We start from the raw sequence: 25,781 nt of genomic DNA on the forward strand, positions 1-25,781 counted from the left end.
TTTGATTTATAGGGGTTTAGAATTAAATTTTAACTGAAATATACTATTCTTTTTTGAAATTTTAACATTTTTAATGCTTTAAAAATTGTTTTATCGTTTTAAAAATAGTTTTAATTCTTCTTTTTGTAAAAAATTATAGATTTAATGCAGTATTATTATCAGATTCGTACTTGTCTAAAGCGCCTTTTATGATTTTTTGCATCCTGTTTCTAAGATATTCAGGTTTTAAAACTTCAAGTCCGGAGCCAAAGCCTAATAAAAGTCTTTCCATTTCGTAATTAGGAATCAGGAACAAATTAATTACAATACTTCCGTCCTCATTTTCTTTAATAAGTCGTTGCGACGAATGCAAAGGTTTCGTAATAACATAAGGTGCATTTGTGGCATCTACCCAAAGCTCAAGTCGTCTAGGCTTTAAACCTGAGTTTACCGTAACACCAATTACATTCTTATAATAAGAATCTGCGTCAAAATCTTCTTCTATATAAGGAAGATTAAAATCGTAATCTATAGAAACAATTCTATCGAGGGCCAAATTGGTAATGGGTTGCGTAGCTTTCTTTTTTCCAATTAAAAACCAGCGATTATTAAATTCCTTCAATATAAAAGGATGAAAATGAAATTTCGTTTCTTCCTGCGATTTAAAAGATTTGTAAGTAATAATCAGAACCATCTTTTTAATAATCGCCTGATAGATTTCATCCAAATAATGCAGACCTTTTAGATTTTCATTTTTATCCAAATAAATAACCGGTTTGGTGTGCGACTTCTCGGCATAGATTTTATCTTCCAGTCGTTGCAGAATATCCGATACATCATTAAATAAAGAGAAATCCTTAAACTGTTTCAACATCGAAACCGTTTCGGTCAAAACATTCATATCGGTTTCCGTCAGCGGAATATCGGTTATCGTGAAATCTTCGTCTTCATATTTATAATATTTTTTGTCGTAAACTACGATTGGTGCATTATAACCCAATTTTTCACTTCGCATTAATTGAATATCCATTTGAATGGTTCTTTTACTAATGGGAATATCGCGGCCTTCATATTCAGATAAAGCTTCAGAACAGCATTCTATTAAATCTTCCAGCGTCCATTGTCTGTATTTATTCTGCAGACATTTGTCGATTACTTTATATCGTATTAAGGCGTTTTTGTTTTGTGACATGTTGTGTGTGGTTTTTTTGGCGTGTCCCTCCGGGTCGGGCTTTCGGCTATATCTTTTATGAAAGTCCCGATAGCTATCGGGACTTTCATAAAAGGATACCGCCTCAATCCCTCACGCGTCTATGTTGTTATAAGAAGATCTTTTTATGTTTTATTTAATGATTTATTTTCCGTTCCAATTTTTGTAGAGGCGCACTGCAGTGCGTCTAAGACATTGTGGATATTCGTTGCGTAGACGCACTGCAGTGCGTCTCTACATATGTACGTTGTCGATTAAACCCGACAGGTTTTAAAAACCTGTCGGGTTTAACAACGAAATTACGTTAGTAAAGAAATCTCTTTCTCAATATTTCGTCTTGCCAGATCTTCATATAAACCTCTGAATTCATTCGTTTGGAAAATAAATTCATATTCCAGAAAATGTTTCAACGCTTTAGCGCGTCCGGGTTTATAAAGAAAATCAGGATAAATGCGATATTCTTTTCGTATTTGTTCAAAATAGATTTTATAATCGTCCCAGTTTTTGGCGAGAATTTTCAAATCAAAATCAATCAACCAATTAATATCTTCAATTTTATTTTGAGCATGAAGCTGTGTTGCGCAAATGGCATCAAAAACCAATTGACTATTTATCGTATGATTTTCGGGTAGAATCGACAAAGCAAACTCAGCACTTTTCAATTCATTATCTTTTTTTGAAGCCGAATACACAATATCATGATAAAAAATAGAAAATAATATTTCGTTCGGATTCTGAATACGATCAAAATACATTTCAAAACTGGCAATCATTTCTTTTAAGTGAGTAAGATTGTGATAATGTCTTGATTTCTTGGAATATGCTTTTTCTAAAACGATCCAGTGTTTCTGAGTTTCCGTCTCATTAAAACCAATATTTAGAAGTAAATCAGTGTAGATTTTATGAAGATTCATCTTGTTTTTTACTCAAATTTATAATTTCTTTTTTACTGCGCAAAATAATTGCGTAGTAGTTTTGAAATCTTTGTTCAGGAAATAAAATAAACAGTATTTCTAAAAAATAAAACAAAATTTTCACTACGCAGAATAATTGCGCACTAGTTTAGAAATCTTTGTTCAACAAATAAAAACAACGTTCATATAAATAAAAAATTGAAAAAAACAGGTCAAGTTTAAGTTACTTCGAAACACTTTCCACGTACTACTTACACCATTACCTTTTTATTCAATATTTGAAGCAGTAGCTCAGCGGTTAGAGCAGGTAGTTTTGAAATTATCCTTAAAAGGTCAATCCAAACTTACTTCGTACACTTCTAATGTCCGGGTCGTGGGTTCGAATCCCATCTGCTTCACTATTAATGGTCAATTAAAACTTACTTCAGACAACGGATACTTTCGGTTCGAATCCGAACATAGTTTTAAAATCATCATTAATAAAAAACGAGGGTCAAGATTAACTTACTTCTTTCGCGGTAGCCCGCTCCATTTTAGCTTAGTTAATTCATTACACTCGAATTTCAGGTCAAGTGCTTCTTACTTCAAACACTCTTTTAGGTAGAACTCAGAAGCACCATTATCTAAATTTTAAAAATTAAAAAAAATGAAAACAGCAGCATTATTAAAAATCAGTTTACGTCAGAATGCGATTTTCATTCCATCAGAAATGGTTGCGAGTGATAACAAGAATTTATCAGGAATAACATCGGTTTTTGCAGCCAATGTTTCAAAATTGGGATATACATTTTCTGAATCTTTATTGCATGCTTTAAATAATGTCAACCCAAATTATAAAATCGAAGTTTTAGAAGTGCTGAGAGAAGTTTTAGGAACTGATAAAAACTGGACTCCATTGGTGAAAGAATGGAATGTGCCAACAAATGAATCTGTTTTGGATCATATTATCACGTTTTTCGGAAATGTTTTCCAAACTAAAAATGGAACGACTTTACAATGCGGACATATAATTCCAGATCATACTTTTCCATTGGAGAAATACAACGGTTGTCCTTTCTGCGGAACTCCGTTTGAATTTGGTAAACTGGAAAACATCGGTCAAGGAAGCAAATTAAAAATGCTTGAATTGTGGAATGAGAAAGATTTAGAGAATTTTTACATTTCGTTATTACAGTCAAAAACAGCATTAGACGCTACTCAGGTAGATAGTTTAAAAATGACGATGAAATATTTGGCTTTACCGAAAACCGAAATAGCAATGAAGGAAACTTTAATGCTTGTGATCGATCTTTTGATTGAAAACGGAAATGAAGATTTGGCTTCTCAGTTTTTGAAAACGCCAACAGATATTTTACGATATTTATGGTATAAAAATACCGGAATGTTGCAGGTTATCGAACCAAAAACAATTATTAAAAGAGCGATTAAAAACGGTCAGCATTTTCATAATTCTTTAGATACAAGCGTTCAGTCCAGAATTGCTTCTAAAAAAGATTTGAAACTAAAATATTCAAGAAAAGAATGTTTGATGGTGGCAAATTGGTTAAACAACATGAATTTGGATGTCGAAACAATGTGCGAAATCATGCATCCAAAAAGAGGAATGTGGGTTCGTTTTATCCGTGCCTTGCGTTTGGCAGAATACAGCAAAAGAAAAGGATTTGAGAAATTGAATTTTTTAATGGATGTATTCTACAATCAGGTTTATGATGTTTGGCAAAGCAAAGTAAATTCGTCAAGATTGAAATTTGATGCCGATAAAACATTTGTATTGTTGAAACAACGTCCAGGATTGTTTGCTCGTTCTTTATTTTCGAACATGCTATGGTTTGGAGCCGATGAAACAATTGCTCATTTTGAAGAAATTATCGATAAAGTTCCTGCAAGATTGGTGTTTACATTAAACATGTATGCGCAAAATTACTTTGATGTAAACATGCAGAGAAGCGTGAAACCTTTGGGCGGAACAAACAAACGAATTGCATCAAATCAGTTGTTGAAGTTGTACGATGATGCACAATTGGAAACAATGAAAAATCAAATCGAAGACTTGACTATTTTGGCTATGAAAAAACGATTTGCGTCGGTTTCAAACCCAAATAAAACAATTTATATCGATCCGCAATTGTTTAATATTCCGGTTTCTATAGGAGATCGAAGCGAGACCATTCAGGATTTGCCAGTTGCTTTAATGGGAACACGTTTCCCGGTTGAAGGAAACGAAGTACGATTGTTTATGCAATGGGGTAAGGATTTGCCAGCGCAACATTTAGATATGGATTTAAGCTGCCATATCGCTTACGAAGACCGTTCAGATATTTGTTCTTTCAGTCGATTAACAACTTTAGGTTGTCAGCATAGCGGTGATATCAGAAGTATTCCGAATAAAATTGGAACGGCTGAATACATCAATATCAACATCGACGAATTAGCGAAAGCTAAGGCAAAATTTGTAACTTTTACTTGTAATGCATACAGCAACGGAAGTATTACGCCAAATCTAGTTGTAGGTTGGATGAATAGTAAACATCCGATGAAAATTTCGGATAAAACTGGTGTTGCGTACGATCCGTCGTGTGTAGATCATCAGGTTCGTGTAACGCAAAATGTTGCCAAAGGTTTGGTTTTTGGAGTGTTGGATGTAGCCAAAAGAGAAATCGTTTGGTTAGAGATGACTTTCGGAGGTCAGGTTGTGGGTGGTTTGGATTCTAAAGGAGTTCAGGCATTATTGGCAAAATTGAACAGCAAATTGAATATTGGTAATTTATTACAACTAAAAGCGGAAGCTCAAGGTTTAACAATCACCGAAAATGAAATCGCTGATGAGGTGTACACAGCGCAATGGGCGATGAACCCAGCGGTGGTGACACAATTGTTAATTGATTAAGGAAGGTGCTGAGGTACTTAGGTTCTGAGGTGCTAAGGTTTTGTAGGGGCGCACTGTTGTGCGTCTTTGCAAAGCTTGGTAAATCTAATCTCGCAATCCCGATAGCTATCGGGACAGAGTCGCAAAGATTTTATTTTTTAAGCCACAGATTATGAGGATTAAAATGATTAGAAAAAATCCCTTAAATCTGCGCAATCTGCGAGAGAAAAAACTTTGCGACTCTGCGATTTTGCGAGAAATAAAAATCTACGCAGTAGTAAAAGACCTTTGTACCTATGAACCTTTGAATCTTTGTCCCTTAAAAAACAAAAATATGAAAACAAATTTTCCTTACCCGTATTATGTTTATGGTTCTGACGATTCTACAGATTTAGATGTAATTATCGTTATTTCAAAAGAAGAAATGCCTGAAAAACAAGAGGACAGAAAAAATAAAGTATTGGCACTTTTGAAAGAATATGATTTGAATTGGAACGCAACTTTTGCAGTAATTAAAAACGGAAAAATTTCAGATACAATTTTTACTAAATCATGGATTGATTCGCTTAATAATGCATTGCTCGAAACCTATCCTTTACACGAACAAAAACATGAATTATTAGTAACGGAAAAACAGGTTCGAAATAAGACTTTAGCAATTTATAAAGCAGTTCGTACCGTTTTGACAATGTTGACCAGAACGGAATATAGAACTCAAATTCGTCCGATTTTAAAAGGGATTCATGATTTTAATTTAAAACTAGAAGCGCTTAACAATATAGATTTTGTTTCGATTTCTCAGTTCAATCAGAAGAATACTGATGATATTGATATTTGGAAAATCATAGCTTTTTATGTCGGACAAAATATCGCTTTAATTGAAAATAATGTTGAAATATATACTAAGAAAAAATTAGTAAGCCATTTCAAAGATTTGGAACCTTTTATTTATAGAAAAGCAATTGTAGAGGAGGATAAAAAAGTATTGCAAAATTATATCAACCATTGGCTGTCGCTAATTCACAATTTTGGAAAGTTTCAATCAGAAAATGGTTTTTTGACTTGTAAAAATGAATGTATAGATATGTTGAATGAAAAGTTTTAAGAAATGAAATTACCAATCCATCAAATATTCGGTTCTGAAAATTCTCTCGATCTCGATTTGGTTTTCGTTGTTGAAGAAATGCCGGAAACGATTTTAGAAAAACTTTCGTTATCCAAAAAACTCAGTGAATCTATAACAAAGTTTTATTCTGAAAAGAAAATCAATGCGAATCTAGCGGTTCAAAAAAACGGTCATTTAACGGAGGTTTACAAAGGCACAACAGACGAATTGAATAATGCATTGTTTTATACGTATCAAAATCATCATCAGAAATTCGACAATCAAATTACGAAGCTTTTGGCGAGGGATGTTGATTTGAAATTTTTGAGAAGTGCCAGAATGATTTTATCTTTTTTGAGCAAAACAGAATATCGTTCAATAATAAAAAGTGCTTTAAAAGGCGATTTGGACGAACAGATTAAGGCATTAGAAAAAATAGATTTGAAACAACTTTCCTCTTTTGGAAAAAATACGAATCTTTTAGATATTATAAAATCAATTGCATTTCAACTAGGGCAAGCAATTTCGCTTCATGAAGGGAAAGAATTGTACACCAAAAATGAAATTGCAAATGCATTTCCAGATTTGAAAAAATATCTCTCTAGAGAAGAAAATACCGATTTTGAAAATCTACAAAAATGGCTTTTCAGTTTTATAACGATTCTCAAAGACAGAAGCTCCAAAATGAAAAATAAATCGGAGTATAAATATGAAGATGAAAATAAAATTTAACTGCGCAGAATGATTGCGCAGTGGTTTTTGAATATTTGTTCAAAGAAAAGAACTAATGAATACAATCTTATTAAAAGAAATGATTTCGCAGAATTATGTCAAGGTAAACAAACACCCTGAACACGATTTGTATATTTACAACTATACTCAAAATGCACAATTTGAGAGAGTTTGGAACGAAATTACAATTGGCTGCCGCGGAATTATCTTAGATGGAAATAATAATGTTATAGCCAGACCTTTTCCTAAATTTTTTAATTTGGGCGAAATGGAAAATCAAGTTCTTCCTGATGCTACTTTCGAAGTTTTTGATAAAATGGACGGTTCGTTAGGGATTTTGTATTGGCTGAATGACGTTCCTTTTATTGCAAGCCGTGGTTCATTTTCAAGCGATCAATCAGATAAAGGAAATGAAATGCTTCACGAAAAATATAAAGATTCATGGGCATTGCTCGACAAATCGAAAACTTATTTGTTTGAAATTATTTATCCAGAAAACCGAATCGTTTTAGATTACGGAGCAACAGAAGAATTAGTTTTGCTTGCCATTGTTGATACGCTTTCTGGAGAAGAATTTCCTCTTGAAGATATTGGATTTCCAATAGTTCAGAAGTTTGACGGAGTAAAAGATATCAAAACGTTATCGGCGTTAAATCAGAATAATAAAGAAGGTTTTGTGATTAAATACGCCAATAATTTTCGGGTAAAAATTAAATTTGAAGAATATCTTCGATTACACCGAATCATTACTCAGGTTTCTAATTTGAACATTTGGGAATATTTAAAAACAAATCAGTCATTTGAAGAAATTCTGGAATGCGTTCCTGATGAATTTTTCAGCTGGGTGAAACAAACCAAAACAGATTTAGAAAATGATTATAAAGCCATAGAAGACCAATGCAAATTGAATTTCAAAGTATTGGAAACAAGAAAGGAAACTGCTTTTTATTTTCAAAACTGTAAATATCCAAAAGTCTTGTTTTCGATGCTTGACAAAAGAGAATATGCAGAACTAATCTGGAAAATGATTCGTCCAAAATTTGAAAAGCCTTTTAATAGAGAAGAAGAATAAAAACAATTTTTAACTGCGCAAAATAATTGCGCAGTAGCAAAGCTATATTTGTCAAAGAAAAAAATAAATGCCATGATTATAAAAGTTAAATCAGATAATAAATACTTTTTGGATATTCTTTATAAAAACCCAAATACAGACAAGGGACTTTATTTGAAGGAATTGAAAAACGGAATTGTAATTGGAAATGTAATCGCTGAAAATGAATATCACTGTGTTTTTCTAGATGGAAAACACAGTTATTTGCCCGAAGAAGGAAATCAGATCGATTTTCAAAGCAACTGCAGTCCTTTGTTGGCATTAAATATGGCGACGGAATTTTTTAATCATTTATATAAAGAAAATAAAGTTTTAGACAAAACGCTGATTCCTTGGTTAGATAAAAACTATGATGAGGTGGATACAGAGAAATGTACGATCAAAGTTCCAATATTTTTTATAGACTCGAACTGGTACAAAAACGAAAAGTACCTTTTGTCAAAATACATAGACGGAATTACATTGGTCAATAAAATTGGCAATAATTTCGAATTAAAAATTGAAGGAGCAACGGTAAGAGAGGCTATGCAGAAATTTTCGCTAGTAGCATTATTTTCCCATTTTACCAACAGATATGCAGTTTATACTTTTATCGATGATTATTTTATCCAGAAGCATATCACGATGTTTACCAATCTTACTGGTGTTCCGTATTTTGTGTTTTATCTTTTTATAAAAAGAATTATGCGTTCTCCATCACAATTTGAGAAATTTAAACCACAGTTGGAAGCTTATTTTGATAACGGAGTTCAGTTTGTGTTTACAGATACACATCAGTCAAGAAAAGAATTTATTTGTAGCAGAATTAATTTTGAAGAACCACTTTTAGACTTTGGTTGTGGAGAATTGCAGTATTACAAATTGCTGAACAAAAAAGGATTTACAGAAGATTATTATGCATACGACGAAGTTGATTTTAAACATATCGCCGATAAAATTCAGGAATCGGACAGAACAGATAATTTGATTTGGACAGATAATTTGGAAGAACTTAAAGGTTTTGAAGGACAAATTATTTTAAGTGAAGTGATTGAGCACAATTCTGTTGAAGATGCAAAAGAATTGCTAATCTGGATTAGAGACAATACCAAGTTTACCCAATTATTTGTGACGACACCAGACAAAGAGTTTAATGTAAATTATGAATTAACAGAAGAATTTCGTCATGACGATCATGATTTTGAATTATCAAATACAGAGTTCGTATCATTTATAAATGAAATTTTTCCAAATCGTAAAGAATTTCACGGAGTAGGAGATTGTGTAAAAGGAGTTTATCCGACAAGTGCAGTAATCATTCAAAAAAAATAGAAAATGTTAGACTATAAAATAAGAAACAGAATAGAGTGGTTTTGCGAAAATAAAATCAATGATTTTTCGCCAACCATTTCACCTGCACCAAAAAATAAAGAAAGAAACGAAATTGAAAGTATCGAAAGCGCGATTCATTATTACATGCACCATGGCGTGACCGAATTTGTAGTGCAGAAGAAATACATGGGTTCGTATTGTACCATTTATCTAAAAAGAAATATCGAAGAAACATATTTTGTTTCTAGAAATGGTTTTAAAATGGATCATATCAATACAGAACAAGCTATTGAAAGTTTGAGAGATTTGCATGCCAAAATGCTCGTAGATTTCCCTTATTTTGAAATCCTTATGATTGCTTCTGAATTATTGCCTTGGAAAATTTTGGGAGCTGGATTGATTGAAAAAGAATTTATAGGATATTACGATGCTTTACAGAGGCATAAAGACTATTTGAAAGATTCCGGTTTGATTGAAAAATTAATTAGTATTAAAAACGAAGAAGCTTTTACGACTTATGTTTCAGATAAAACACAGCTTTCGAGAAAGGAATTCTCTAGCAAATACAAAATGCATATTATACGTCAGTATGATGCTTTGGAGTTGGTAAAAATTCCAAATTTAGATAAACAGCAAGAATCATTAAACGTATTTAAAAACCAGATTGATACTTTTGGAACAGAAGGCGAAATCTATTTCAAGCCTTTTACGATTTTAAAAGAAGTAAAAATTTCGGGAGAAGAAATTTTACCAAATAGCAATTTGACTTACGAATTAATTAATGATGATCTGTTTTTGCATTTGGAAATTACAGCTTTAAATAAAGAAGAAAAGCTAAAAGAAATTTATGCTTTTTTTGAAAAATTGACAGAAGCAAATGAAGAGGGAATAATGATAAAACCAGTTCAAAATTACTTAAAAGGTCTTCCGCCATGTTTTAAAGTTAGAAACAACAATTATCTTACAATGATTTACGGCGTGAATTTTCATCAGGATTTTGACCATTATTTAGATAAAAGAAACGTAAAAAGAAAATTAGAACAATCTATAAACGGCTGGGAAATCAATCAGAAAATGCTTCAGATTCCGTATAAAGATTTACGAGGCGAGAATTATTTAATGCGTTTGCTTCTATTGAAAAGAATCAATAATGAAGAGATAGAAAAAACATTAGATCCAAGATTATAACACTTAACAAAAATGAAAAAGATACCAACATTAACGATATTAATAGGCGCTCCGGCATCAGGAAAAAGTACGTTTGCCGAATGGAAAGTGAGAACTGAGGTCAAAACCATGCGAATTAGTCGTGATGAAATCAGGTTTTCTCAATTTCAGGAAGTGATGGATAATTCGGTAGAAAGTATGATTTCAAAAATTATAAACGTGCAAATTAAAACGTTGCTTTCTAACGGATGGAATGTAGTTTTGGATACTTGTAATGTGAAGTACGATTATATCAAACAGCCTATCGATAATTTTTCGGAACAAGCCAATATCGAATTTAAAGTGTTTGATTTACCATTGGAAGAACTTTTTAGTCGAAATGATAAAAGAGAACGTAAAGTTCCGGGAAAAGTAATTGAAAACATGTATCATCAATTGCAGAAAACAAAAGCGAAATTTGATTTCAAAGAGATTAAAAAAGTAGAAAAAAATCTAGAATACTGCGATCAAAACTCAGATTTGCCAAAAGCGATTATCTGCGATCTTGACGGAACGCTGGCTCTGATGAACGGAAGAAACCCTTTTGAAGCAAGCAAATGTGACGAAGACGAAATCAATAATCCAGTGGCAAATGTGTTGAGAAATTACAAGAAATTAGGATATGAAATTTTGCTGGTTTCTGGAAGAGAAGATCGATATAAAGAACCAACATTGCGTTTTCTTCAAAAACATGAAATTGAGTACGATGATCTTATCATGCGTAAAACCAAAGACAGCCGTAAAGATTCGATCATCAAAACCGAAATCTATAATGAATTTATAAAAGATAAATACTTCGTAGAATTTGTGTTAGACGATAGAAACCAAGTAGTAGATACCTGGAGAAATGATTTGAAGCTGCCATGTTTCCAAGTGTATTACGGAGATTTTTAGTTTTTGAGGCACAAAGTAACAAAGTAACAGAGTAACAAAGGGATAAAGGTTTTCTAGACGCACAAATTGTAGAGGCGCACTGCAGTGCGTCTAACATGAAGAGTATCCAAAAGACGAAGGTTCAAATCCTTCCTGTGCAGCTAATAAGTCGCGGTAGTTTAGCAAGGGAAAACAGTTGGATTTTAATATAATTTAAAGTTTGTTTCGATCAGATTAAAATCATTTTAATCCTATAATTTGTGGCAAAAAAAACTTTGCGTCTTAGCGACTTTGCGAGATTAATAAAATAATAACAAGTACAAAGAAAAAAACTTTGTGTCTTAATGCCTTCGTGGCAAAAACAAAAAAATGAAAATATACATAGATATCGGAATTAATTTGACCAACAAACAATTCCAAAACGACATAGACGATGTTGTGCAAGACGCTCAAGATGCCGACGTATCGCAAATGATACTCACAGGCACAAGCGTACGAAATAGCGAAGAATCGGCAAAGATTGCGCGACAATACCCAGGCGTGTTATATGCTACGGCAGGAATTCACCCGCATGATGCGAAGAGTTTTGATGCGCAGAGCATCTTGAAACTAAAGAATTTATTACAGCAGAAACACGTGGTTTCTGTTGGTGAATGCGGACTCGATTTTGATCGTGATTTTTCGCCCCGAAACAAACAGGAAGAATGTTACAGAGCCCAGCTTGAATTGGCGATTGAAGTTCAGAAACCTTTGTTTTTGCACGAAAGAAGCGCTTTTAGTTCTTTTATGAATATTACAAAAGATTATTTGCCGAAACTGCCAAAAGGCGTTGTGCATTGTTTTACAGGAACGCTGCAAGAAGCCAAAACCTATCTCGATAACGGATTTTATCTGGGTTTTACGGGTGCGATTTCAGATGCCAAACGTTTCAGTCATTTAAAAGAAGTGCTACAGTACGTACCGCTCGACCGAATGATGATTGAAACCGATGCGCCGTTTATGCTTCCTAAAAATGTCCCGAACAGCCTTTTGAAGAAATACCACGAACGACGATGCGAACCGTCTTTTCTTCCTTATGTAGCGGGAACAATCGCTCAGTTTAAAGGAATTGCTTTGGATAAAGTTGCGGAGGAAACGACTAAAAATTCCAAAAGTTTTTTTAATATTTAGATCACAATTGAAATAGAAAAGTTTTATCAATGACAAATCTCAAAAACCGAGGAAAAGAAGCTAGCGATGATGTTTTGTTTGGAACTGAGAAAATGCAGTTCAAACTAAAAGAAGCTGTAACCGATATGCATTATTTTTTAAGCCGAGGTTATGGCGAAAAATCGACCTTGGCTTTAGTTGGAAACCGTTATCGCTTAAATGCGCGTCAGCAACAAGCGGTTCGCGGAATTAGTGCTTCTCAAGAACAGATTGAGGACCGAAAAGCAAAAGAAATTGAAAGTCAGGATCTGGAAGGAAAAGAGATTTGTTTTGACGGATTTAATGTTCTGATTTTACTTGAAAGTATTTTATCAAATGCCTATGTTTTTAAAGGACAAGACGGTTTTATCCGTGATTTATCAAGTGTTTATGGAACTTATAAAAAAGTAAAACAAACTTCTGAAGCAATTAAGTTGATTGGAGATTTTTTTAGAAATGAAAAAATAAAAAAGGCACTTTGGTTATTTGATAAACCCGTTTCAAACAGCGGAAAATTAAAGCAAATGATAGAAGAAATTACTTTAAACCATAATTTCAATTGGGAAGTACAATTAGTAAACAATCCCGATAAAGTAATGGCTGAAAGTAATTACATAGCAGTAACTTCAGACGCTTGGATTCTGGATAACGCTTCTGCTAATTTCAATTTAATGAAATATATACTCTCGCAAATGAGTGTGAAAGAAACCGTAATTTGCCTTGAATAAAAATGAAGCACAATCTTTTTAACGAAATTAAATCGGTAATTCCAGATCTTGATAGAGAATGGAAAGAAAAATATGCTTTGTTTTTGACAGATGAAAATCTAGAGCTTTTTTCAGAAAACCTTATTTCATTTCACAATGAGAAATCAGAAATTTCGAGACTGCCTTATTTTAAAGATGAAATTGTAGTTTCGTTGCAAGATGCTGTTTTTTATTTTAAAGCTGTTTTAGAAGATTTTGAAAATGGCTCCAGCCATTTGCGCGAAAGTTTGATTCAGACATTTGAAGAAACTCCATTTGAAAAAATATTGCTTATTTTAGGACAGCGTTTAACTTCGGCAAGCCAGCGCAATGAAAACGGAATTCCGCCAGCAAAAGAAATTCTTTTAGAAAGCTGTTTTGAACCTTTCAATAAAGAAATTTCAATTGTAGCAAGAGCTTGGGAAAAACATGTTGGTAGAAAAAAGGACAGTATTTTTGGAGAAATAAAAGGAAATACAATCCAGAAAAAAGAGAAAGTTGAAGAACTGATTCATTACATTATATGTCACAAAACATGGTGGAATATTTTCTATCATTATAAACATGGTTTGGTGTACGAAATAAGAGTGCAAAATGGACAAGGATTAAGATGGTCTGCAGATGGAAAAAAGTTCATCGGATTTTTAGAAGATTTTCTGGAAGAGTAATTTTTAAATAATAATACTTTAATGGCAAAAAAAGCTAGCTTTTAAATCATAGGTTTGTATTTGGTTTGAAGGCTTCTTGATTAAATATATTTGGTGCAATTATGAAAGAAAAAATACTTGAAAAATTAAAAGAAATAGAGAAACAAAAAGATGTAGAAATACTTTTTGCTGCCGAATCTGGAAGTCGTGCATGGGGATTTGCTTCTCCAGACAGTGACTATGATATTCGTTTTATATACAAACACAAACTTGATTATTATTTATCTCTTTGGGAAAAACCAGATGTGATAGAATTTATGACAGAAGAAGATCTTGACGGTTCTGGTTGGGATTTACGAAAATCCGTAAGGTTATTAGCAAAATCAAGTGCATCTTTGATAGAATGGTTGTATTCGCCAATTGTATATTATGAAAATGAAGATTTTGTAAAACAAATGCGTGAGATAGCTAAAGAATGTTTTTCGCCTATAGCAGTTTTACACCACTATTTGGGGACAACAAAGAATTTTATGGAAGTCTGCGAAATGGAAGAAGTAAAACTAAAAAGTTATTTCTATGCTTTGCGTACTGCATTAGCTGGAAAATGGATTATAGAAAACAATACTTTTCCGCCTGTAGCTTTTTCTGATTTATTGCCAATTGCGCCGAAAAACATACAAGAAAAAATACTGGAATTGCAAGAAATAAAAGCGACTCAAGACGAAAAATATTTACATCCAAAAGAAAACTTGATTACTGAATTTTTATTAGAAACGGTAAAATTTAATCAAGAGAATACAGGTGCTTTAGGAAGTGGAAAGAAAATGAGCGAGGAATTGGATTTGTTTTTTATTGAAGAAATTAAAAAGATAATTGAATAAAAAATTTTAATATGGATTTGAATAAATTTCCTTTGTTTTATAATAGAGAACCATTGATTTTTATTAATGATTTTGAGAAAAGTAAAAAAGGAGTATTAAGAAAATCAAAAGCATTTTTAGATGGAATTGATGATGTAAAATTATTTAGTAATAAAAAGAATTTTAGAATTGAATATGATAGATTTAATATAGGCCAAAGAAATTTTGGAATAGGGAAACAAATTCAAAATGTAAAATTTGATTATGCAGAAAAAAAAATAATATTTAAAAGTCTTTTTATTGACAGATGTTCAAGTGAAAATACGGGAGGGTCCGTAAACCAAATATGTAGTGAAGGATTTTCAAAATCAAAAAGACAATATTTTAAATTAGTTATTCCAACTTCGGAGTCATTGGATTTACATTTTCAAATTGAGAATGTTTTATTTTTAAATGATAGTGGCAATACTTCAGTTGTAGCTACAAAAATTAATTTAGAAGATGATGAAATATTTATTTTAGAAGATAAGGATGAATTTAAAAATCGTTACATCATAATCGAATCTAAAAAAAAACAAACTTATGATGAATTTAGTAATAAAACTTTTTCAATCAGGGTTGCTTTAGGGTATGTGATTGGTTATTTTCCAGGGAATAAGGGATACTTTTTTTCATATTCAAATCAAAAGAGAGAAAAATTTAACAATTTTTATTTTTCAACTTTAAGAGAGGATATTAAAACAATAATGAATCCGATTAATATCAATGCATACACTAGGTTATATGAAAGACCTAAACAGGCTGAAAAGTATTATAAATCAGGAATATTAAAGAAACTTAAGATAAAAAGCTTTTCTTTTTTGTGTAATAAACTGCTCACTGATGATAACTTTTTAGCAACGATTTTATTAATCATTGAATCTACTAAAGCAAGTCTCATTTTTCGACCAGGTGGATATTCAATTGCTTTAGAAACTTTGTCTGATGTTATAATTGGAAATGAAAAGGTAAAAATCGCTCCTATAAGTTCTAAAAGAGATTTTAAGGAACTTAGAAATGAACTTATTGAAGTTTTAAATAAACATTCAAAAAAAGAATCTTATGAGGATGTAAATACTTTAAAGGTAAGATTAGAGAATCTTAATCAAATAACTAATTTAGAAAGTCTAAAAAAGCCATTTTCTATTTTAAATATTAATTTATTGGATGAAGATATAAAAGTGATTAAATCTAGAAATGATTTTTTGCATGGAAGAGTGCCTGATTTCAAAAATGCAGGAGAAAATCGTTCAATAGAATTAAAAGATTATGATTTATTTTATGCGAGTGTTCGGCTGTATACTTTGTTAAATGTTTTGATATTTAAAATGATTGGTTTCGATAATTATATTTTGAATTATCCTAAAATTTATGAGAAGGATACGAAATATAAAGTAAAAGAAGCTTGCTATAGAAAAGTTTAGATAAATAAAAAATGTTTTAAAGAATAGATGACTATCCAAGATTTAAAATCCAAAAACCTAATCCTTTTCGAAGTTATTTCGGGAAGTAAATCTTTTGGGTTAAATACACCAACATCCGATACCGATATTAAAGGAGTTTATTATCTGCCAAAAGAAAAATTCTTTGGGTTAGATTATATTCCGCAAGTTAGTAATGAAACCAATGATGAGGTGTATTACGAAATTGGTCGTTTTGTAGAATTGCTGCTTAAAAATAATCCTAATATTTTAGAGATTTTAGCTTCGCCGGAAGATTGTATTTTATACAAACATCCGTTAATGGAGAAGTTAAAAATTGAAGATTTTTTATCGAAACTCTGCAAAGATTCTTTTGCAGGTTATGCAGTAACGCAAATCAAAAAGGCAAGAGGCTTAAACAAGAAAATTGTAAATCCGTTACCGAAGGAAAAGAAAAGTCTTTTAGATTTTTGTTATGTTTTAGAAGATTATAAAACAGTTTCAGTTTTAGAATTTTTAGCCGAAAATAATTTAAAACAAGAACAAATTGGTTTGGTAGATTTATCCAATTCAAGAGGAATGTTTGCGATGTTTTATGATCACGAAAAAGCTTTAGGTTATAAGGGAATCATTCAAAAAGAAAATTCTAACGAAGTTTCTCTTTCGTCTATTCCTAAAAACGAAAAACTAATAGGTTATTTATCTTGTAACCAAGATGGTTATTCTAAATATTGTAAAGAATATACAGAATATTGGAGTTGGATTGAGAAACGAAACGAAGATCGATATAACACTAACCAAAAACACGGAAAAAATTACGACAGCAAAAATATGATGCATACAATCAGACTTTTGCAAACCGCAGAACAAATTCTTTCAACAGGAAAATTAAATATTAGAGTTTCAAATCGAGAGGAATTATTAAACATAAAAGCAGGAAATAAAGAATATGATGATTTACTTGAAATGGCAGATAATTTAATTGCTTCAATAGAGAATCTTCATCAAATAACAATACTTCCTGAAAAACCGGATGAACAAAAAGCCATTCAAACTTTAATAGAAATTCGAGAACAATTATATCACAATTAATAATCTCTATCTTTGTTTTTCTTTTTGATTTACCATTAAAACACAAAAAAAATTAAAAAGTAAGTTTTTTCTTTCTTTTTGAAATAAAAGAATATCTTTGCGATGCAAAACAATCAAAGGAGAAATCCTTAAAACTTTTTTAAGTTAACATAAACGAATACCTCGTCACGGTGAAGGAACAGGAAACTGTCCTAAATCATTCCTTTGAATGTTTTGCACACCTAAAGCGAGGTATTCGTGCATCTAAAATTTTCTATTATGCAAAAAGAAAATCAAAAACCAACACATCGTGATGTAGTGCCATCCGTACTTAATTTCCTTTCAGACGAAATGTTTGAGGGAGATTACAAAGAACAGCCATTGTATTTGCAGGAAATCTTCGAGCTACTCCTGCATACAGAATTTGGCGACGATCAGCATTTAAGGCAAAAAATGCTAAGCTGCTTAAGAACAAGCAGAAATCTGGCAGAAGCTTTAGCTCCGTTTTCAGACAAGCAAATTTATAAGGCTTGTAGCAGTATAAAAGGCTAAAACAAAACCATTAAACAACCAAACCCTGCAAATATCTAGTTTGCAGGGTATTTTAATGTTATAATTCAGTAATAGAATAATTCGTATCTTTGAACTTTAAATTTCATGAAAAATGAACTACAAAATATCATTTCAGGAAAGAGCCAAGTTAGGCATGGAAATTCTATCCAAACAATCTCCCGTTACCTTAGAAAAAGCAAGAGCGCAGGCAGAGAGACTGAGTCAAGTAAGCAAATCAAAAGTGAAGAAACAACGTTAATAAAACAATTCTGTGACAGGAATGGTTTTTGGATTACTTCAATCAATATAAATGCTTTTATTTCTTCAGGAGCAGAGCAAAAAGTTTACCTTCAAAATAAACATAAAGTAATAAAGCTAAATGACAGTATTTACTACGAAACTTGGGAAGATTATTTCAATAATTTATTATTAAATAATTATTTTTTCCCTGATACAGCATATCAATTAATTGGATTTTTTGAACAAGAAGATGTACTTTTTGCTGTAGTTGAGCAAAAATTTGTGGAATCTGATAGTGATACGGAGCTAAAAGATGTAAAACAATTTTTAATCTCAAATGGCTTTATTAATACTAGAAACAACGATTATTTTAATCCCCAATTAGGTATTATCCTTGAAGATCTTCATGACGAAAATGTTTTGACTTTTCAAGACAATTTATTTTTTATAGATACCGTTTTCTATCTCACTGAGAATTTTTATAAATAGAAAAAAAACTAAAACCCTGTAAATATCAAGTTTGCAGGGTATTTTTTTATCACAAAAATTGAAATTCTAATTCTGTAAAGGATATACAAATAGTAAACAAGTTCCTTTTTGCGCAGGAACGATTTTAAAAGTACCTTTTATGGCTTCCATTCTTAGGGACATATTGGTTAAGCCATTTCCCTTTTGAAGTGTGTCTGATAATCCATTTCCGTCATCTTTAACTGTGATCTGAAAATTAATTTCGGTTTGCTCAAATGCAATATTCATGTTATTTGCCTCGCTATGTTTATACACATTATGAACGGCTTCCTTTATTGCCAAAAAAAGATTTCGTCTGGCTTTTACAGATAAATTAGTTTCTTTTTCGGGAACGGTCAAATTAAATTGCGAATCGATATTGGTTTTACTCAGAAAGCGTTTGATGTACAAAGTGGTATATTCTATAAAATTTCCGACTGTATCATTCTGAGAATTTAAGCTCCAGAGAATTTCGCGCATGGCTAAATTCATCTCTTCAGATGTATTGATGATAGCTTCCAGATCTTCAGAATAATTTTCCTGGGGCATTTTATATTTTAAAAACTCAGCCTGCAATTTTATAGCCGAAATTCCGGCACCCAAATCATCGTGCATATCTTGCGAAATACGTTCTCTCTCGAGCTGAATTGCTTTTTGGCGTTCTAATTCTTTTTGGAGCAATTGGTTCTGAAATTCGCTTTCTTTTATTTGGTTTTTCTGCTGCTGAATGAGTTGTTTTTTGTTGTAGATAAAAACCATCATAATAATAAAACACACAAAGAGCAGCATTATCATCATGGCGATAATAAAGGTTAGTTTTATAGCTGGGTCCATTTGTCTGTTTTTTTTATGTTTTTTGAGATTGTTTCGTATTTAAGTAGCGCTTTAAAAAATAGAAGATACATGATACAGTTGATAGCAAATAAAAAATCTATAAGTAAGTCTAAAAAAGGGTTGTCTTTATTTTTTAAGAAATATCTTGGAATAACTCTAAATATAAAATAACAGCTCCAGAGGAGTAAACCTGTTGAAATCCAGAAATTTGGATCATCTGTGATTTTAGTTTCAGATGGTGAATTAATTTTATGATAAAACCACAACATCGTATATAAAATATAAAATAGTGGTAAAACGGTGAATATCTCTGATTCTAATTTTTTTCCTAAGAATATTGTTGAGATTAAAATATAAATCAAAGGAAGTAATGATAATTGGACGATTTTGTTTCTTAGATTTTTGTCGAATAGTCTGGAATAATAAAACAAAAAAAATAAAATGCAGAATGTACTGTAAACAAAATAATGGAAACTGTATTGGGAGTCTGGATTTCTAAAAAGAATTATCTCTGATATTAGTTCTACCAGAAAAGTAGCAAAAAGATATACGAACAAATAGTTTTGGCTAGAAAGACTAAATTTTCTAACCAAAACTATTGATTTGTAAAATGTTAAAAGTAATATTACTTCATAGATGTAATTCATTAAGGTTTAAGGTTTCCTAGATCGTAACCTTCGCTTTCACCATATAGGCCATTTTTTTTATTAAATATGGCATGAACGCAAAAAGCAATTCTATTCTTTCTCTCTGTAAAACGATCTGAAAGTTTAGGGTCTTTATTAGTAGGTGAATACTTAAACATATTGAATTTTAAACTATAAATATCAGGGATGTTTAGTCTCATTTCTTCTAAGTAAAAATTAATTTCGTTTAAGGAATATGAAATTAAAGTGTCTTTTTTATTTTTAGGATGAGTTGGTAATTTTGCTCCTATTCCATTCACAAAATCAATTTTCATTTCTCTGAAATCTTTCTTTGTTATACTATCATTTTCTAAGATATATAAAACATCATCGTCAATAAGATTGTTTGCTTTTATATCACACTCTTCATTATCAGAAAACGATAGACCCAGATTTAGAGCTCTACCTTTTTGAATGAAATAAAATTTGCAAAACATCTTACTTTTATTATTTTTAAGTATTTCTTCAAATGTTTTTAAATCTAATAAAAAACTTTTGGTTAGTTCTTCAATCCCAATATTTTTATAGTTGTCCATAAAAATTTTTTCGATCTCTGGATCAATTTTTTTGACAAAGTCAATTGTATCAATACTTTTTTGTTGTAATTTTTCTAATTCCATGATTTCTAGTTTTTGGGGTTAAATTTGTTAATAGCTTCAATTTTATTGTTTACTTGTAGTTTTCTGTAAATATTGCCAATGTGTTTTTTTATGGTGTCGATTGTAACGTTTTTTTTATCTGCAATTTCCTTGTAAAGCAGTCCTTGCGCGAGGAGTTCAAGAACTTCTTTTTCGGTTATAGTCAATAATGACAATGTTTGTACTTGTACTTTTGATTCCTGAAAATGTTGTAAAACGCGTTTTGCAATTGTAAAACTCATTGGTGCGCCGCCGTTATGTGCTTCGAGAATGGCCTGAATAATTTTATCAAGAGGATCGCCTTTTACGAGATAACCGCTTGCACCGGCACGCAAAGCCGAAAAGATTTTTTCGTCGTTTTCAAAACTGGTGCACATTATAAAATGAGTTCCTGGCATGAGTTCTCTTAACTCAAAAACAATATCAATTCCAGATAAATCCTGCAGGTTTATGTCCATTAAAACCACGTCTGGTTCTAAGGCTTGCAGTTTTTGCAAAGCGGTTTTGCCATTAAAAAATTGGGCAGTACATTCCATGTCTTTCTGAAAATCGATTATGTTTTTCAGAGCCTGACTATAATTTTTATCGTCTTCTACTATGGCAACTTTTATTTTCATGTGCTAACATTTTCATCACAAAGTTGTACAATATCCCTACTTCTTACAATTACCCTTTTGGGTGATATTCGCAATTAAGCTTAATATGGATAAACTTACAAAAAAAAGATATAGGATTTCATGAAAAAAATATCACCCGAAAGGGTAATTGATTGATATAGTGTTCTCAGAATACATTTGAAATGTTTAACCAAAAACATTAGAAATCATGAAAACAACATTATTTAACCTATGCTTTTTAATTTTTGGATGTATTAGTTATGGCCAAGTAACTACCAAAAATATAATTATCGATTTGAATAAACCGCATGTCGATATTCAAGCCTGCGAAGATTCATCATGCAGAACTTTTGCAAATACCAAGTGTAAATGTAAAGTTATAATTAAAACGCAAAACACTGCTGAAACAAATGAAAGTGACTCTGGAAACGATCAAAATTCACCCCCAAAGACAACTGCAACTGCAACTTCAACTTCAAAGCCTGCAAAAAGTGCGGATACAATTTACGAATGCAAGAGAAAAAGTAAATGGCTTTCTATACAATCTAGGGATTTGCTTGCTATAAAATTGATTAATGGTAACCCTCTAAAATATACTTATAAAATTGACACCAAAAATCTCTCTTTTTTTAATGATAAAAATATAAATGCTGAGGAAGTAAAAGAAGAAGCGAAAAATGGAGGTGGCTCATCGAAAGGATTGACTAAAAAGCCTCTGAAAGAAATTCTAACTAATAATGAAGAATTAATTAAAGCTATTGATAATTTAAATATCGAAGTAGAAAGCTTGTATAAAATTTTAACCCAAAAAAACACTCTTCTTGAAAGTGATTATGCCAAAAGAGAAAAGTTTCTTACTGACGCAAAAGAAAATTTGAAACGAAGCTATAGTTTAATAAATGACTTAGAACAATATAAAACTAATTCTCAATATAAAAAGACTAACGAGAAATTGCTCCTAACAAAAGAAAAAGCAGAAAAAAGTGTCGATGGTATTATACAGAAATTCTATACTATAGATTTAGATGTTCATACTTTACCAATTGATGTACAAGGAAAAAACATTGATGTTGTAGAATTTAAACTACATCGTTTTGATAAAACAACCAAGGAAGAGGATATCAATTTTGCTCCAAATCCTTATAATATTTGGATCAGAGGCGGTTTAAAAATTGATGTTAGTGCTGGAATATTTTTTACTTCGCTGTATGATGAAGAATATGATAAAAGAGATGATCCAGCAATTCCAGATAACAAAATAATCACTCTAAAAAATAGTGGTGATTATGATATTGCGTTTGGTACTACAATAAATACCTATATCCGAATGAATTCGTGGGTAGTTCCAACACTTAATTTTGGGGCGGTATTAACCAAAAGTGAAAAGCTACAGGTGCTTTTTGGAGTTGGTGCCATATTAGGAAAACAAGAACGTATAATTTTTTCCACAGGCGTTTCTATGGGGAAAGTAGATAGAATTGCAGATTCTTACACAAATGGCGGTTCTTATAATTTAGGAACTACAGGAACTGTACCCACACAAAGCCAATTTGATTTTGGACACTTTTTTGGAGTAACATACAATTTATCTAAAGTAAAGAAAATCAGTCTCGATAAAGGAATTGAAGAAAATTAATAACTACAAACCATTCTCAATTTCTTAAAACAAACAATCCTAATTAGGTTGTTGCACATAAAATTTTAAAGTTTTACAAATCAAATTTTTAATCATTAAAATCAATTGCTATGAACTGCACCCAATACCTATCAGTACTTGCAGCAACAATTATATTTGCAAGCTGCAAAAGTTATCAAGAGATAACAAAAAAACCGGAACGTTTACACGAAGATGTCGAATTGCCTTCTTATGAAAGTAATTTTGCTCTAGCATTAAAGGTTGACTTAACTACTCTGGAAAATAAATTAAATGATGTTTTAAAAGAAGGATACAGCGTTTCTGAAGATGGTACGTTTCAGTACAAATCTTGGATAAAAACCAAAGATCCGCTCTATAACCCAAGTAAGACAATAAAAACGAATAATCCCTTATATCATCCTAACGAATGGTTTAAAACTAAAGATCCTTTATATCATCCGCATAAATGGCAAAAGAAATTTGGAATCAAATTTAAATGTCCTTTCTATCATCCAAATGAATGGATTAAAACCAAAGACCCATTGTATAATCCAAATGAATGGATAGAGACCAATAATCCTTTATATCATCCGAACGAGTGGATAGAAACAAAAGGCCCGGCAGTAGCAGTTGGTTATAAATATGATGTTGATTTTAAACTGAAGGGCGATATAAAACTATCTTATGTTGATGACAATACCTTAAGAATATCTGTTCCTATTTCATTTGATGGAGTTGTGGGGTTACAAGGGAATATTCCTGCGGCTCTTCAATTTGATAGAAAGAATTTTGACGGCGAAATTGAGTTTTTTGTTAATACAAGTTTTTCAGTCACGCCAGAGTGGTGTCCTAAAATTGCATTAACTGTAACGCATTCCTGGATATCAAATCCGCAAATTGAGATCTTGGATAATATCTATATTTCCCTGACTGGAATTACGGATAAAAAATTAAAAGAAATTGAAGGTAATGTAAGTAAGGTAATAGATGAGCAGGTTAAATGCGAAATGATCAAAGACATTGTTGCAGACAAATGGAAATATTATGGTGTTGGTTTGCCAGCTCTTGCCAATGGAAAACAATACCAATTGAATATCAATCCTTCAAAAGCGGCACTTTCTGGTTTAAAAGTTTCTAAAGATTCTTTGGCCTTATACGCAGGAATAAAAGGGAATATTAGTTTTAATGATAATATTGTCAATACAACTGGTTCGCTTCCTTTATTAGAAGTACAGTCAGAAACACCAAGTGAAGTAAAAGCTTTTCTTCCGTTGCTAATTAAGTACGATGATATTGAACATACCGCCAATAAGTATTTAAAAGATAACTCTGTTGTTTTAAAACCAGAAATTGTTTTGAAGAAAAAAGCTGAGGTAAAATTGCTCGAAATGAGCTTATATCCAAATGGCGATGAAATTGTTGCAGGTGTAAAATTAAAAGCCAAGCTTCCAGGAAATATTTTGCCAGTAACGGGATGGGTTTATTTGATAGGAATACCTGTCATGACAGAAAATAAGAAATTTGAGCTTCAGGATTTGGATTTTAGCATGACTGTAGATAATAAATTTTATCCTGCTATAGCAACACTTTTTAAACCTTTAATTATTAATGAAGTTAAAAAACAGACAACGCGTGATTTAACTAAAAATATTACAGACGTGAAGAAAAAAATAATTGAAAAAGCAGGTTCATTTCAGCATGATAATTTTGGATTTTCTATGAGTAATGTTGATTTAGGAATTTACGATATTGTTTTAGATAAAGATGAAATAGCCATAATTGCTGATTTTAATTCGAAGTTTAATATCTCTTTAAAAAGTAAATAATAAAATCTAAACCCTGCAAATAGCTAGTTTGCAGGGTATTTTTTTTATAACAAAACCAAATTTTAATTCATAAGATTTTCTATATTTAAAAGATTAATAAAAAAAAATCCGTTTAAATCCGCGTTTTCGCGAAAGCGAATCCGTAAAATCCGCGTCCAATTAACGCCTCAACTATTTTAACTCAAACCAACAAAACGTCAATTTCAAAAAAATATAATTTTAACATTTAAAAGATGTTATTTTAAATCAAACCTGCTTTAAAATTCTTACTTTACAGCTTCAAAGTAAAAGCCACTAAAGATGAATATAAGCATCTCCATTAAACAATTAGGAAAAAAACATCCGCTCCTTCAGGAAAAAAGTATCGCCTTAGCAATAGAAAATCCTGTTATTACTACACAAAAACTCATAGAATCGATTGTAGATCATCAGGTACAATTGTTCCGCGCATCTTCATTTGAGTTCGAAGACGAAGACAAAATCCATCTTCCAAAAGAACATTATTTACCCATTCTTACCGATACCGGAAAAGTGGGTTTCGGCGCACTGTACAATCACAATCAGGTAGATTTAGCCAAAGCGCAGGAAAATGCCATTCAGGCTTTCGAAGACGGTTTGTACGCCATTTTCTACGGCGACGATCAGCTGGAAAAGCTAACCGAACAAATCGATTTATCTCAAAATAAAAACCTCACTTTTTTAAGGCTGACCTTTTTGGCGGGAAGCTACTGGTAGTTGGAAATCTCAATTTTTTAAAATTCCAAATTCCAAATCTTTGAGTGAAATCCTTCGACTACGCTCAGGAAGATACAAAGTATTAAAATTTTAAAAAATAAATTCCAAAAAATAAATTCCAAATTCCAAAACTTTGTGTGAAATCCTTCGACTACGCTCAGGAGGACAAAATGAGGATTAAATTTTTAAAAAATAAATTCCAAATTCCAAAATCCAAATCTTTGAGTGAAA

At 31.6% G+C, this 25,781-nt stretch carries 23 protein-coding genes and 1 tRNA gene; 19 read left to right on the forward strand and 5 right to left on the reverse strand.

The window, feature by feature from the left end:
* Positions 1 to 133 precede the first annotated feature (133 nt).
* Complete coding sequence (locus tag KHA98_RS11750) at positions 134 to 1,171, reverse strand: helix-turn-helix transcriptional regulator (protein WP_213258123.1); 1,038 nt, start codon at positions 1,169 to 1,171, stop codon at positions 134 to 136.
* Positions 1,172 to 1,488: 317 nt separating this feature from the next.
* Positions 1,489 to 2,103 (reverse strand): HD domain-containing protein, encoded by a 615-nt coding sequence (locus tag KHA98_RS11755; protein WP_213258124.1) that lies wholly within the window; start codon positions 2,101 to 2,103, stop codon positions 1,489 to 1,491.
* A 280-nt stretch (positions 2,104 to 2,383) separates the two neighbouring features.
* Between KHA98_RS11755 and KHA98_RS11760 the strand changes: the two genes are divergently transcribed.
* From KHA98_RS11760 to KHA98_RS11835, 16 genes are all read left to right on the forward strand, one after another.
* Positions 2,384 to 2,501: transfer RNA gene (locus KHA98_RS11760), tRNA-OTHER, on the forward strand.
* A 248-nt stretch (positions 2,502 to 2,749) separates the two neighbouring features.
* Positions 2,750 to 4,990, forward strand: coding sequence for a hypothetical protein (locus tag KHA98_RS11765; RefSeq protein WP_213258125.1), 2,241 nt, complete (start codon positions 2,750 to 2,752; stop codon positions 4,988 to 4,990).
* Positions 4,991 to 5,303: 313 nt separating this feature from the next.
* On the forward strand, positions 5,304 to 6,074 hold the full coding sequence (locus KHA98_RS11770; protein ID WP_213258126.1) for a hypothetical protein: 771 nt from the start codon (positions 5,304 to 5,306) through the stop codon (positions 6,072 to 6,074).
* A gap of 3 nt (positions 6,075 to 6,077) precedes the next feature.
* Entirely contained in the window at positions 6,078 to 6,806 is a 729-nt protein-coding gene (locus KHA98_RS11775) for a hypothetical protein (RefSeq protein ID WP_213258127.1), read from the forward strand.
* A gap of 55 nt (positions 6,807 to 6,861) precedes the next feature.
* Positions 6,862 to 7,878 (forward strand): RNA ligase, encoded by a 1,017-nt coding sequence (locus KHA98_RS11780; RefSeq protein WP_213258128.1) that lies wholly within the window; start codon positions 6,862 to 6,864, stop codon positions 7,876 to 7,878.
* A gap of 72 nt (positions 7,879 to 7,950) precedes the next feature.
* Positions 7,951 to 9,228 (forward strand): methyltransferase domain-containing protein, encoded by a 1,278-nt coding sequence (locus KHA98_RS11785; RefSeq protein WP_213258129.1) that lies wholly within the window; start codon positions 7,951 to 7,953, stop codon positions 9,226 to 9,228.
* A gap of 3 nt (positions 9,229 to 9,231) precedes the next feature.
* Entirely contained in the window at positions 9,232 to 10,416 is a 1,185-nt protein-coding gene (locus KHA98_RS11790; protein ID WP_213258130.1) for a DNA ligase-like domain-containing protein, read from the forward strand.
* Positions 10,417 to 10,428: 12 nt separating this feature from the next.
* Positions 10,429 to 11,328 carry a phosphatase domain-containing protein gene (locus tag KHA98_RS11795; RefSeq protein ID WP_213258131.1) on the forward strand — a complete coding sequence of 300 codons (900 nt, stop codon included), beginning with the start codon at positions 10,429 to 10,431 and terminating at the stop codon, positions 11,326 to 11,328.
* Positions 11,329 to 11,676: 348 nt separating this feature from the next.
* Complete coding sequence (locus KHA98_RS11800; RefSeq protein WP_213258132.1) at positions 11,677 to 12,477, forward strand: TatD family hydrolase; 801 nt, start codon at positions 11,677 to 11,679, stop codon at positions 12,475 to 12,477.
* 29 nt (positions 12,478 to 12,506) lie between these two features.
* Positions 12,507 to 13,223 (forward strand): DUF434 domain-containing protein, encoded by a 717-nt coding sequence (locus KHA98_RS11805; RefSeq protein ID WP_213258133.1) that lies wholly within the window; start codon positions 12,507 to 12,509, stop codon positions 13,221 to 13,223.
* 2 nt (positions 13,224 to 13,225) lie between these two features.
* Positions 13,226 to 13,909, forward strand: coding sequence for a hypothetical protein (locus KHA98_RS11810; RefSeq protein ID WP_213258134.1), 684 nt, complete (start codon positions 13,226 to 13,228; stop codon positions 13,907 to 13,909).
* Between the two features lie 101 nt (positions 13,910 to 14,010).
* Complete coding sequence (locus KHA98_RS11815) at positions 14,011 to 14,769, forward strand: nucleotidyltransferase domain-containing protein (RefSeq protein ID WP_213258135.1); 759 nt, start codon at positions 14,011 to 14,013, stop codon at positions 14,767 to 14,769.
* 11 nt (positions 14,770 to 14,780) lie between these two features.
* The gene (locus KHA98_RS11820; RefSeq protein WP_213258136.1) at positions 14,781 to 16,211 is read left to right on the forward strand and encodes a hypothetical protein; all 1,431 of its coding nucleotides are present in this window, start codon (positions 14,781 to 14,783) and stop codon (positions 16,209 to 16,211) included.
* Between the two features lie 27 nt (positions 16,212 to 16,238).
* The gene (locus KHA98_RS11825) at positions 16,239 to 17,300 is read left to right on the forward strand and encodes a nucleotidyltransferase domain-containing protein (RefSeq protein ID WP_213258137.1); all 1,062 of its coding nucleotides are present in this window, start codon (positions 16,239 to 16,241) and stop codon (positions 17,298 to 17,300) included.
* Between the two features lie 258 nt (positions 17,301 to 17,558).
* Positions 17,559 to 17,831, forward strand: a complete 273-nt coding sequence (locus KHA98_RS11830) for a hypothetical protein (RefSeq protein ID WP_213258138.1) — start codon at positions 17,559 to 17,561, stop codon at positions 17,829 to 17,831.
* 105 nt (positions 17,832 to 17,936) lie between these two features.
* On the forward strand, positions 17,937 to 18,560 hold the full coding sequence (locus KHA98_RS11835) for a putative polyvalent protein kinase domain-containing protein (protein ID WP_213258139.1): 624 nt from the start codon (positions 17,937 to 17,939) through the stop codon (positions 18,558 to 18,560).
* A gap of 66 nt (positions 18,561 to 18,626) precedes the next feature.
* Here the strand turns inward: KHA98_RS11835 and KHA98_RS11840 are convergent, their stop codons facing one another.
* The 3 genes from KHA98_RS11840 to KHA98_RS11850 form a co-directional block, all read right to left on the reverse strand.
* On the reverse strand, positions 18,627 to 19,412 hold the full coding sequence (locus KHA98_RS11840; protein WP_213258140.1) for a sensor histidine kinase: 786 nt from the start codon (positions 19,410 to 19,412) through the stop codon (positions 18,627 to 18,629).
* Positions 19,413 to 20,058: 646 nt separating this feature from the next.
* Positions 20,059 to 20,718: a hypothetical protein gene (locus KHA98_RS11845; protein ID WP_213258141.1), complete on the reverse strand. Its 660-nt coding sequence runs from the start codon at positions 20,716 to 20,718 to the stop codon at positions 20,059 to 20,061.
* 5 nt (positions 20,719 to 20,723) lie between these two features.
* Positions 20,724 to 21,353 (reverse strand): response regulator transcription factor, encoded by a 630-nt coding sequence (locus KHA98_RS11850; protein WP_213258142.1) that lies wholly within the window; start codon positions 21,351 to 21,353, stop codon positions 20,724 to 20,726.
* Between the two features lie 208 nt (positions 21,354 to 21,561).
* Here KHA98_RS11850 and KHA98_RS11855 point away from each other — a divergent pair, with 208 nt between their 5' ends.
* From KHA98_RS11855 to KHA98_RS11865, 3 genes are all read left to right on the forward strand, one after another.
* Positions 21,562 to 22,989 (forward strand): hypothetical protein, encoded by a 1,428-nt coding sequence (locus KHA98_RS11855; protein ID WP_213258143.1) that lies wholly within the window; start codon positions 21,562 to 21,564, stop codon positions 22,987 to 22,989.
* A gap of 110 nt (positions 22,990 to 23,099) precedes the next feature.
* Positions 23,100 to 24,815: a DUF4403 family protein gene (locus KHA98_RS11860; RefSeq protein ID WP_213258144.1), complete on the forward strand. Its 1,716-nt coding sequence runs from the start codon at positions 23,100 to 23,102 to the stop codon at positions 24,813 to 24,815.
* Positions 24,816 to 25,115: 300 nt separating this feature from the next.
* Positions 25,116 to 25,550 (forward strand): hypothetical protein, encoded by a 435-nt coding sequence (locus tag KHA98_RS11865; RefSeq protein ID WP_213258145.1) that lies wholly within the window; start codon positions 25,116 to 25,118, stop codon positions 25,548 to 25,550.
* Positions 25,551 to 25,781 lie beyond the last annotated feature (231 nt).

Source organism: Flavobacterium branchiicola (assembly GCF_018383905.1).
Classification (GTDB): Bacteria; Bacteroidota; Bacteroidia; order Flavobacteriales; family Flavobacteriaceae; genus Flavobacterium; species Flavobacterium branchiicola.

Bases quoted from the DNA above. Each gene is read 5' to 3' on its own strand.
- KHA98_RS11865 (WP_213258145.1), top strand. From the start codon at position 25,116: ATGAATATAAGCATCTCCATTAAACAATTAGGAAAAAAACATCCGCTC.
- KHA98_RS11790 (WP_213258130.1), top strand. From the start codon at position 9,232: ATGTTAGACTATAAAATAAGAAACAGAATAGAGTGGTTTTGCGAAAAT.
- KHA98_RS11845 (WP_213258141.1), bottom strand. From the start codon at position 20,718: ATGGAATTAGAAAAATTACAACAAAAAAGTATTGATACAATTGACTTT.
- KHA98_RS11755 (WP_213258124.1), bottom strand. From the start codon at position 2,103: ATGAATCTTCATAAAATCTACACTGATTTACTTCTAAATATTGGTTTT.
- KHA98_RS11750 (WP_213258123.1), bottom strand. From the start codon at position 1,171: ATGTCACAAAACAAAAACGCCTTAATACGATATAAAGTAATCGACAAA.
- KHA98_RS11855 (WP_213258143.1), top strand. From the start codon at position 21,562: ATGAAAACAACATTATTTAACCTATGCTTTTTAATTTTTGGATGTATT.
- KHA98_RS11770 (WP_213258126.1), top strand. From the start codon at position 5,304: ATGAAAACAAATTTTCCTTACCCGTATTATGTTTATGGTTCTGACGAT.
- KHA98_RS11785 (WP_213258129.1), top strand. From the start codon at position 7,951: ATGATTATAAAAGTTAAATCAGATAATAAATACTTTTTGGATATTCTT.
- KHA98_RS11775 (WP_213258127.1), top strand. From the start codon at position 6,078: ATGAAATTACCAATCCATCAAATATTCGGTTCTGAAAATTCTCTCGAT.
- KHA98_RS11795 (WP_213258131.1), top strand. From the start codon at position 10,429: ATGAAAAAGATACCAACATTAACGATATTAATAGGCGCTCCGGCATCA.
- KHA98_RS11780 (WP_213258128.1), top strand. From the start codon at position 6,862: ATGAATACAATCTTATTAAAAGAAATGATTTCGCAGAATTATGTCAAG.
- KHA98_RS11800 (WP_213258132.1), top strand. From the start codon at position 11,677: ATGAAAATATACATAGATATCGGAATTAATTTGACCAACAAACAATTC.
- KHA98_RS11815 (WP_213258135.1), top strand. From the start codon at position 14,011: ATGAAAGAAAAAATACTTGAAAAATTAAAAGAAATAGAGAAACAAAAA.
- KHA98_RS11805 (WP_213258133.1), top strand. From the start codon at position 12,507: ATGACAAATCTCAAAAACCGAGGAAAAGAAGCTAGCGATGATGTTTTG.
- KHA98_RS11825 (WP_213258137.1), top strand. From the start codon at position 16,239: ATGACTATCCAAGATTTAAAATCCAAAAACCTAATCCTTTTCGAAGTT.
- KHA98_RS11820 (WP_213258136.1), top strand. From the start codon at position 14,781: ATGGATTTGAATAAATTTCCTTTGTTTTATAATAGAGAACCATTGATT.
- KHA98_RS11840 (WP_213258140.1), bottom strand. From the start codon at position 19,412: ATGGACCCAGCTATAAAACTAACCTTTATTATCGCCATGATGATAATG.
- KHA98_RS11860 (WP_213258144.1), top strand. From the start codon at position 23,100: ATGAACTGCACCCAATACCTATCAGTACTTGCAGCAACAATTATATTT.
- KHA98_RS11830 (WP_213258138.1), top strand. From the start codon at position 17,559: ATGCAAAAAGAAAATCAAAAACCAACACATCGTGATGTAGTGCCATCC.
- KHA98_RS11810 (WP_213258134.1), top strand. From the start codon at position 13,226: ATGAAGCACAATCTTTTTAACGAAATTAAATCGGTAATTCCAGATCTT.
- KHA98_RS11835 (WP_213258139.1), top strand. From the start codon at position 17,937: ATGAAAAATGAACTACAAAATATCATTTCAGGAAAGAGCCAAGTTAGG.
- KHA98_RS11850 (WP_213258142.1), bottom strand. From the start codon at position 21,353: ATGAAAATAAAAGTTGCCATAGTAGAAGACGATAAAAATTATAGTCAG.
- KHA98_RS11765 (WP_213258125.1), top strand. From the start codon at position 2,750: ATGAAAACAGCAGCATTATTAAAAATCAGTTTACGTCAGAATGCGATT.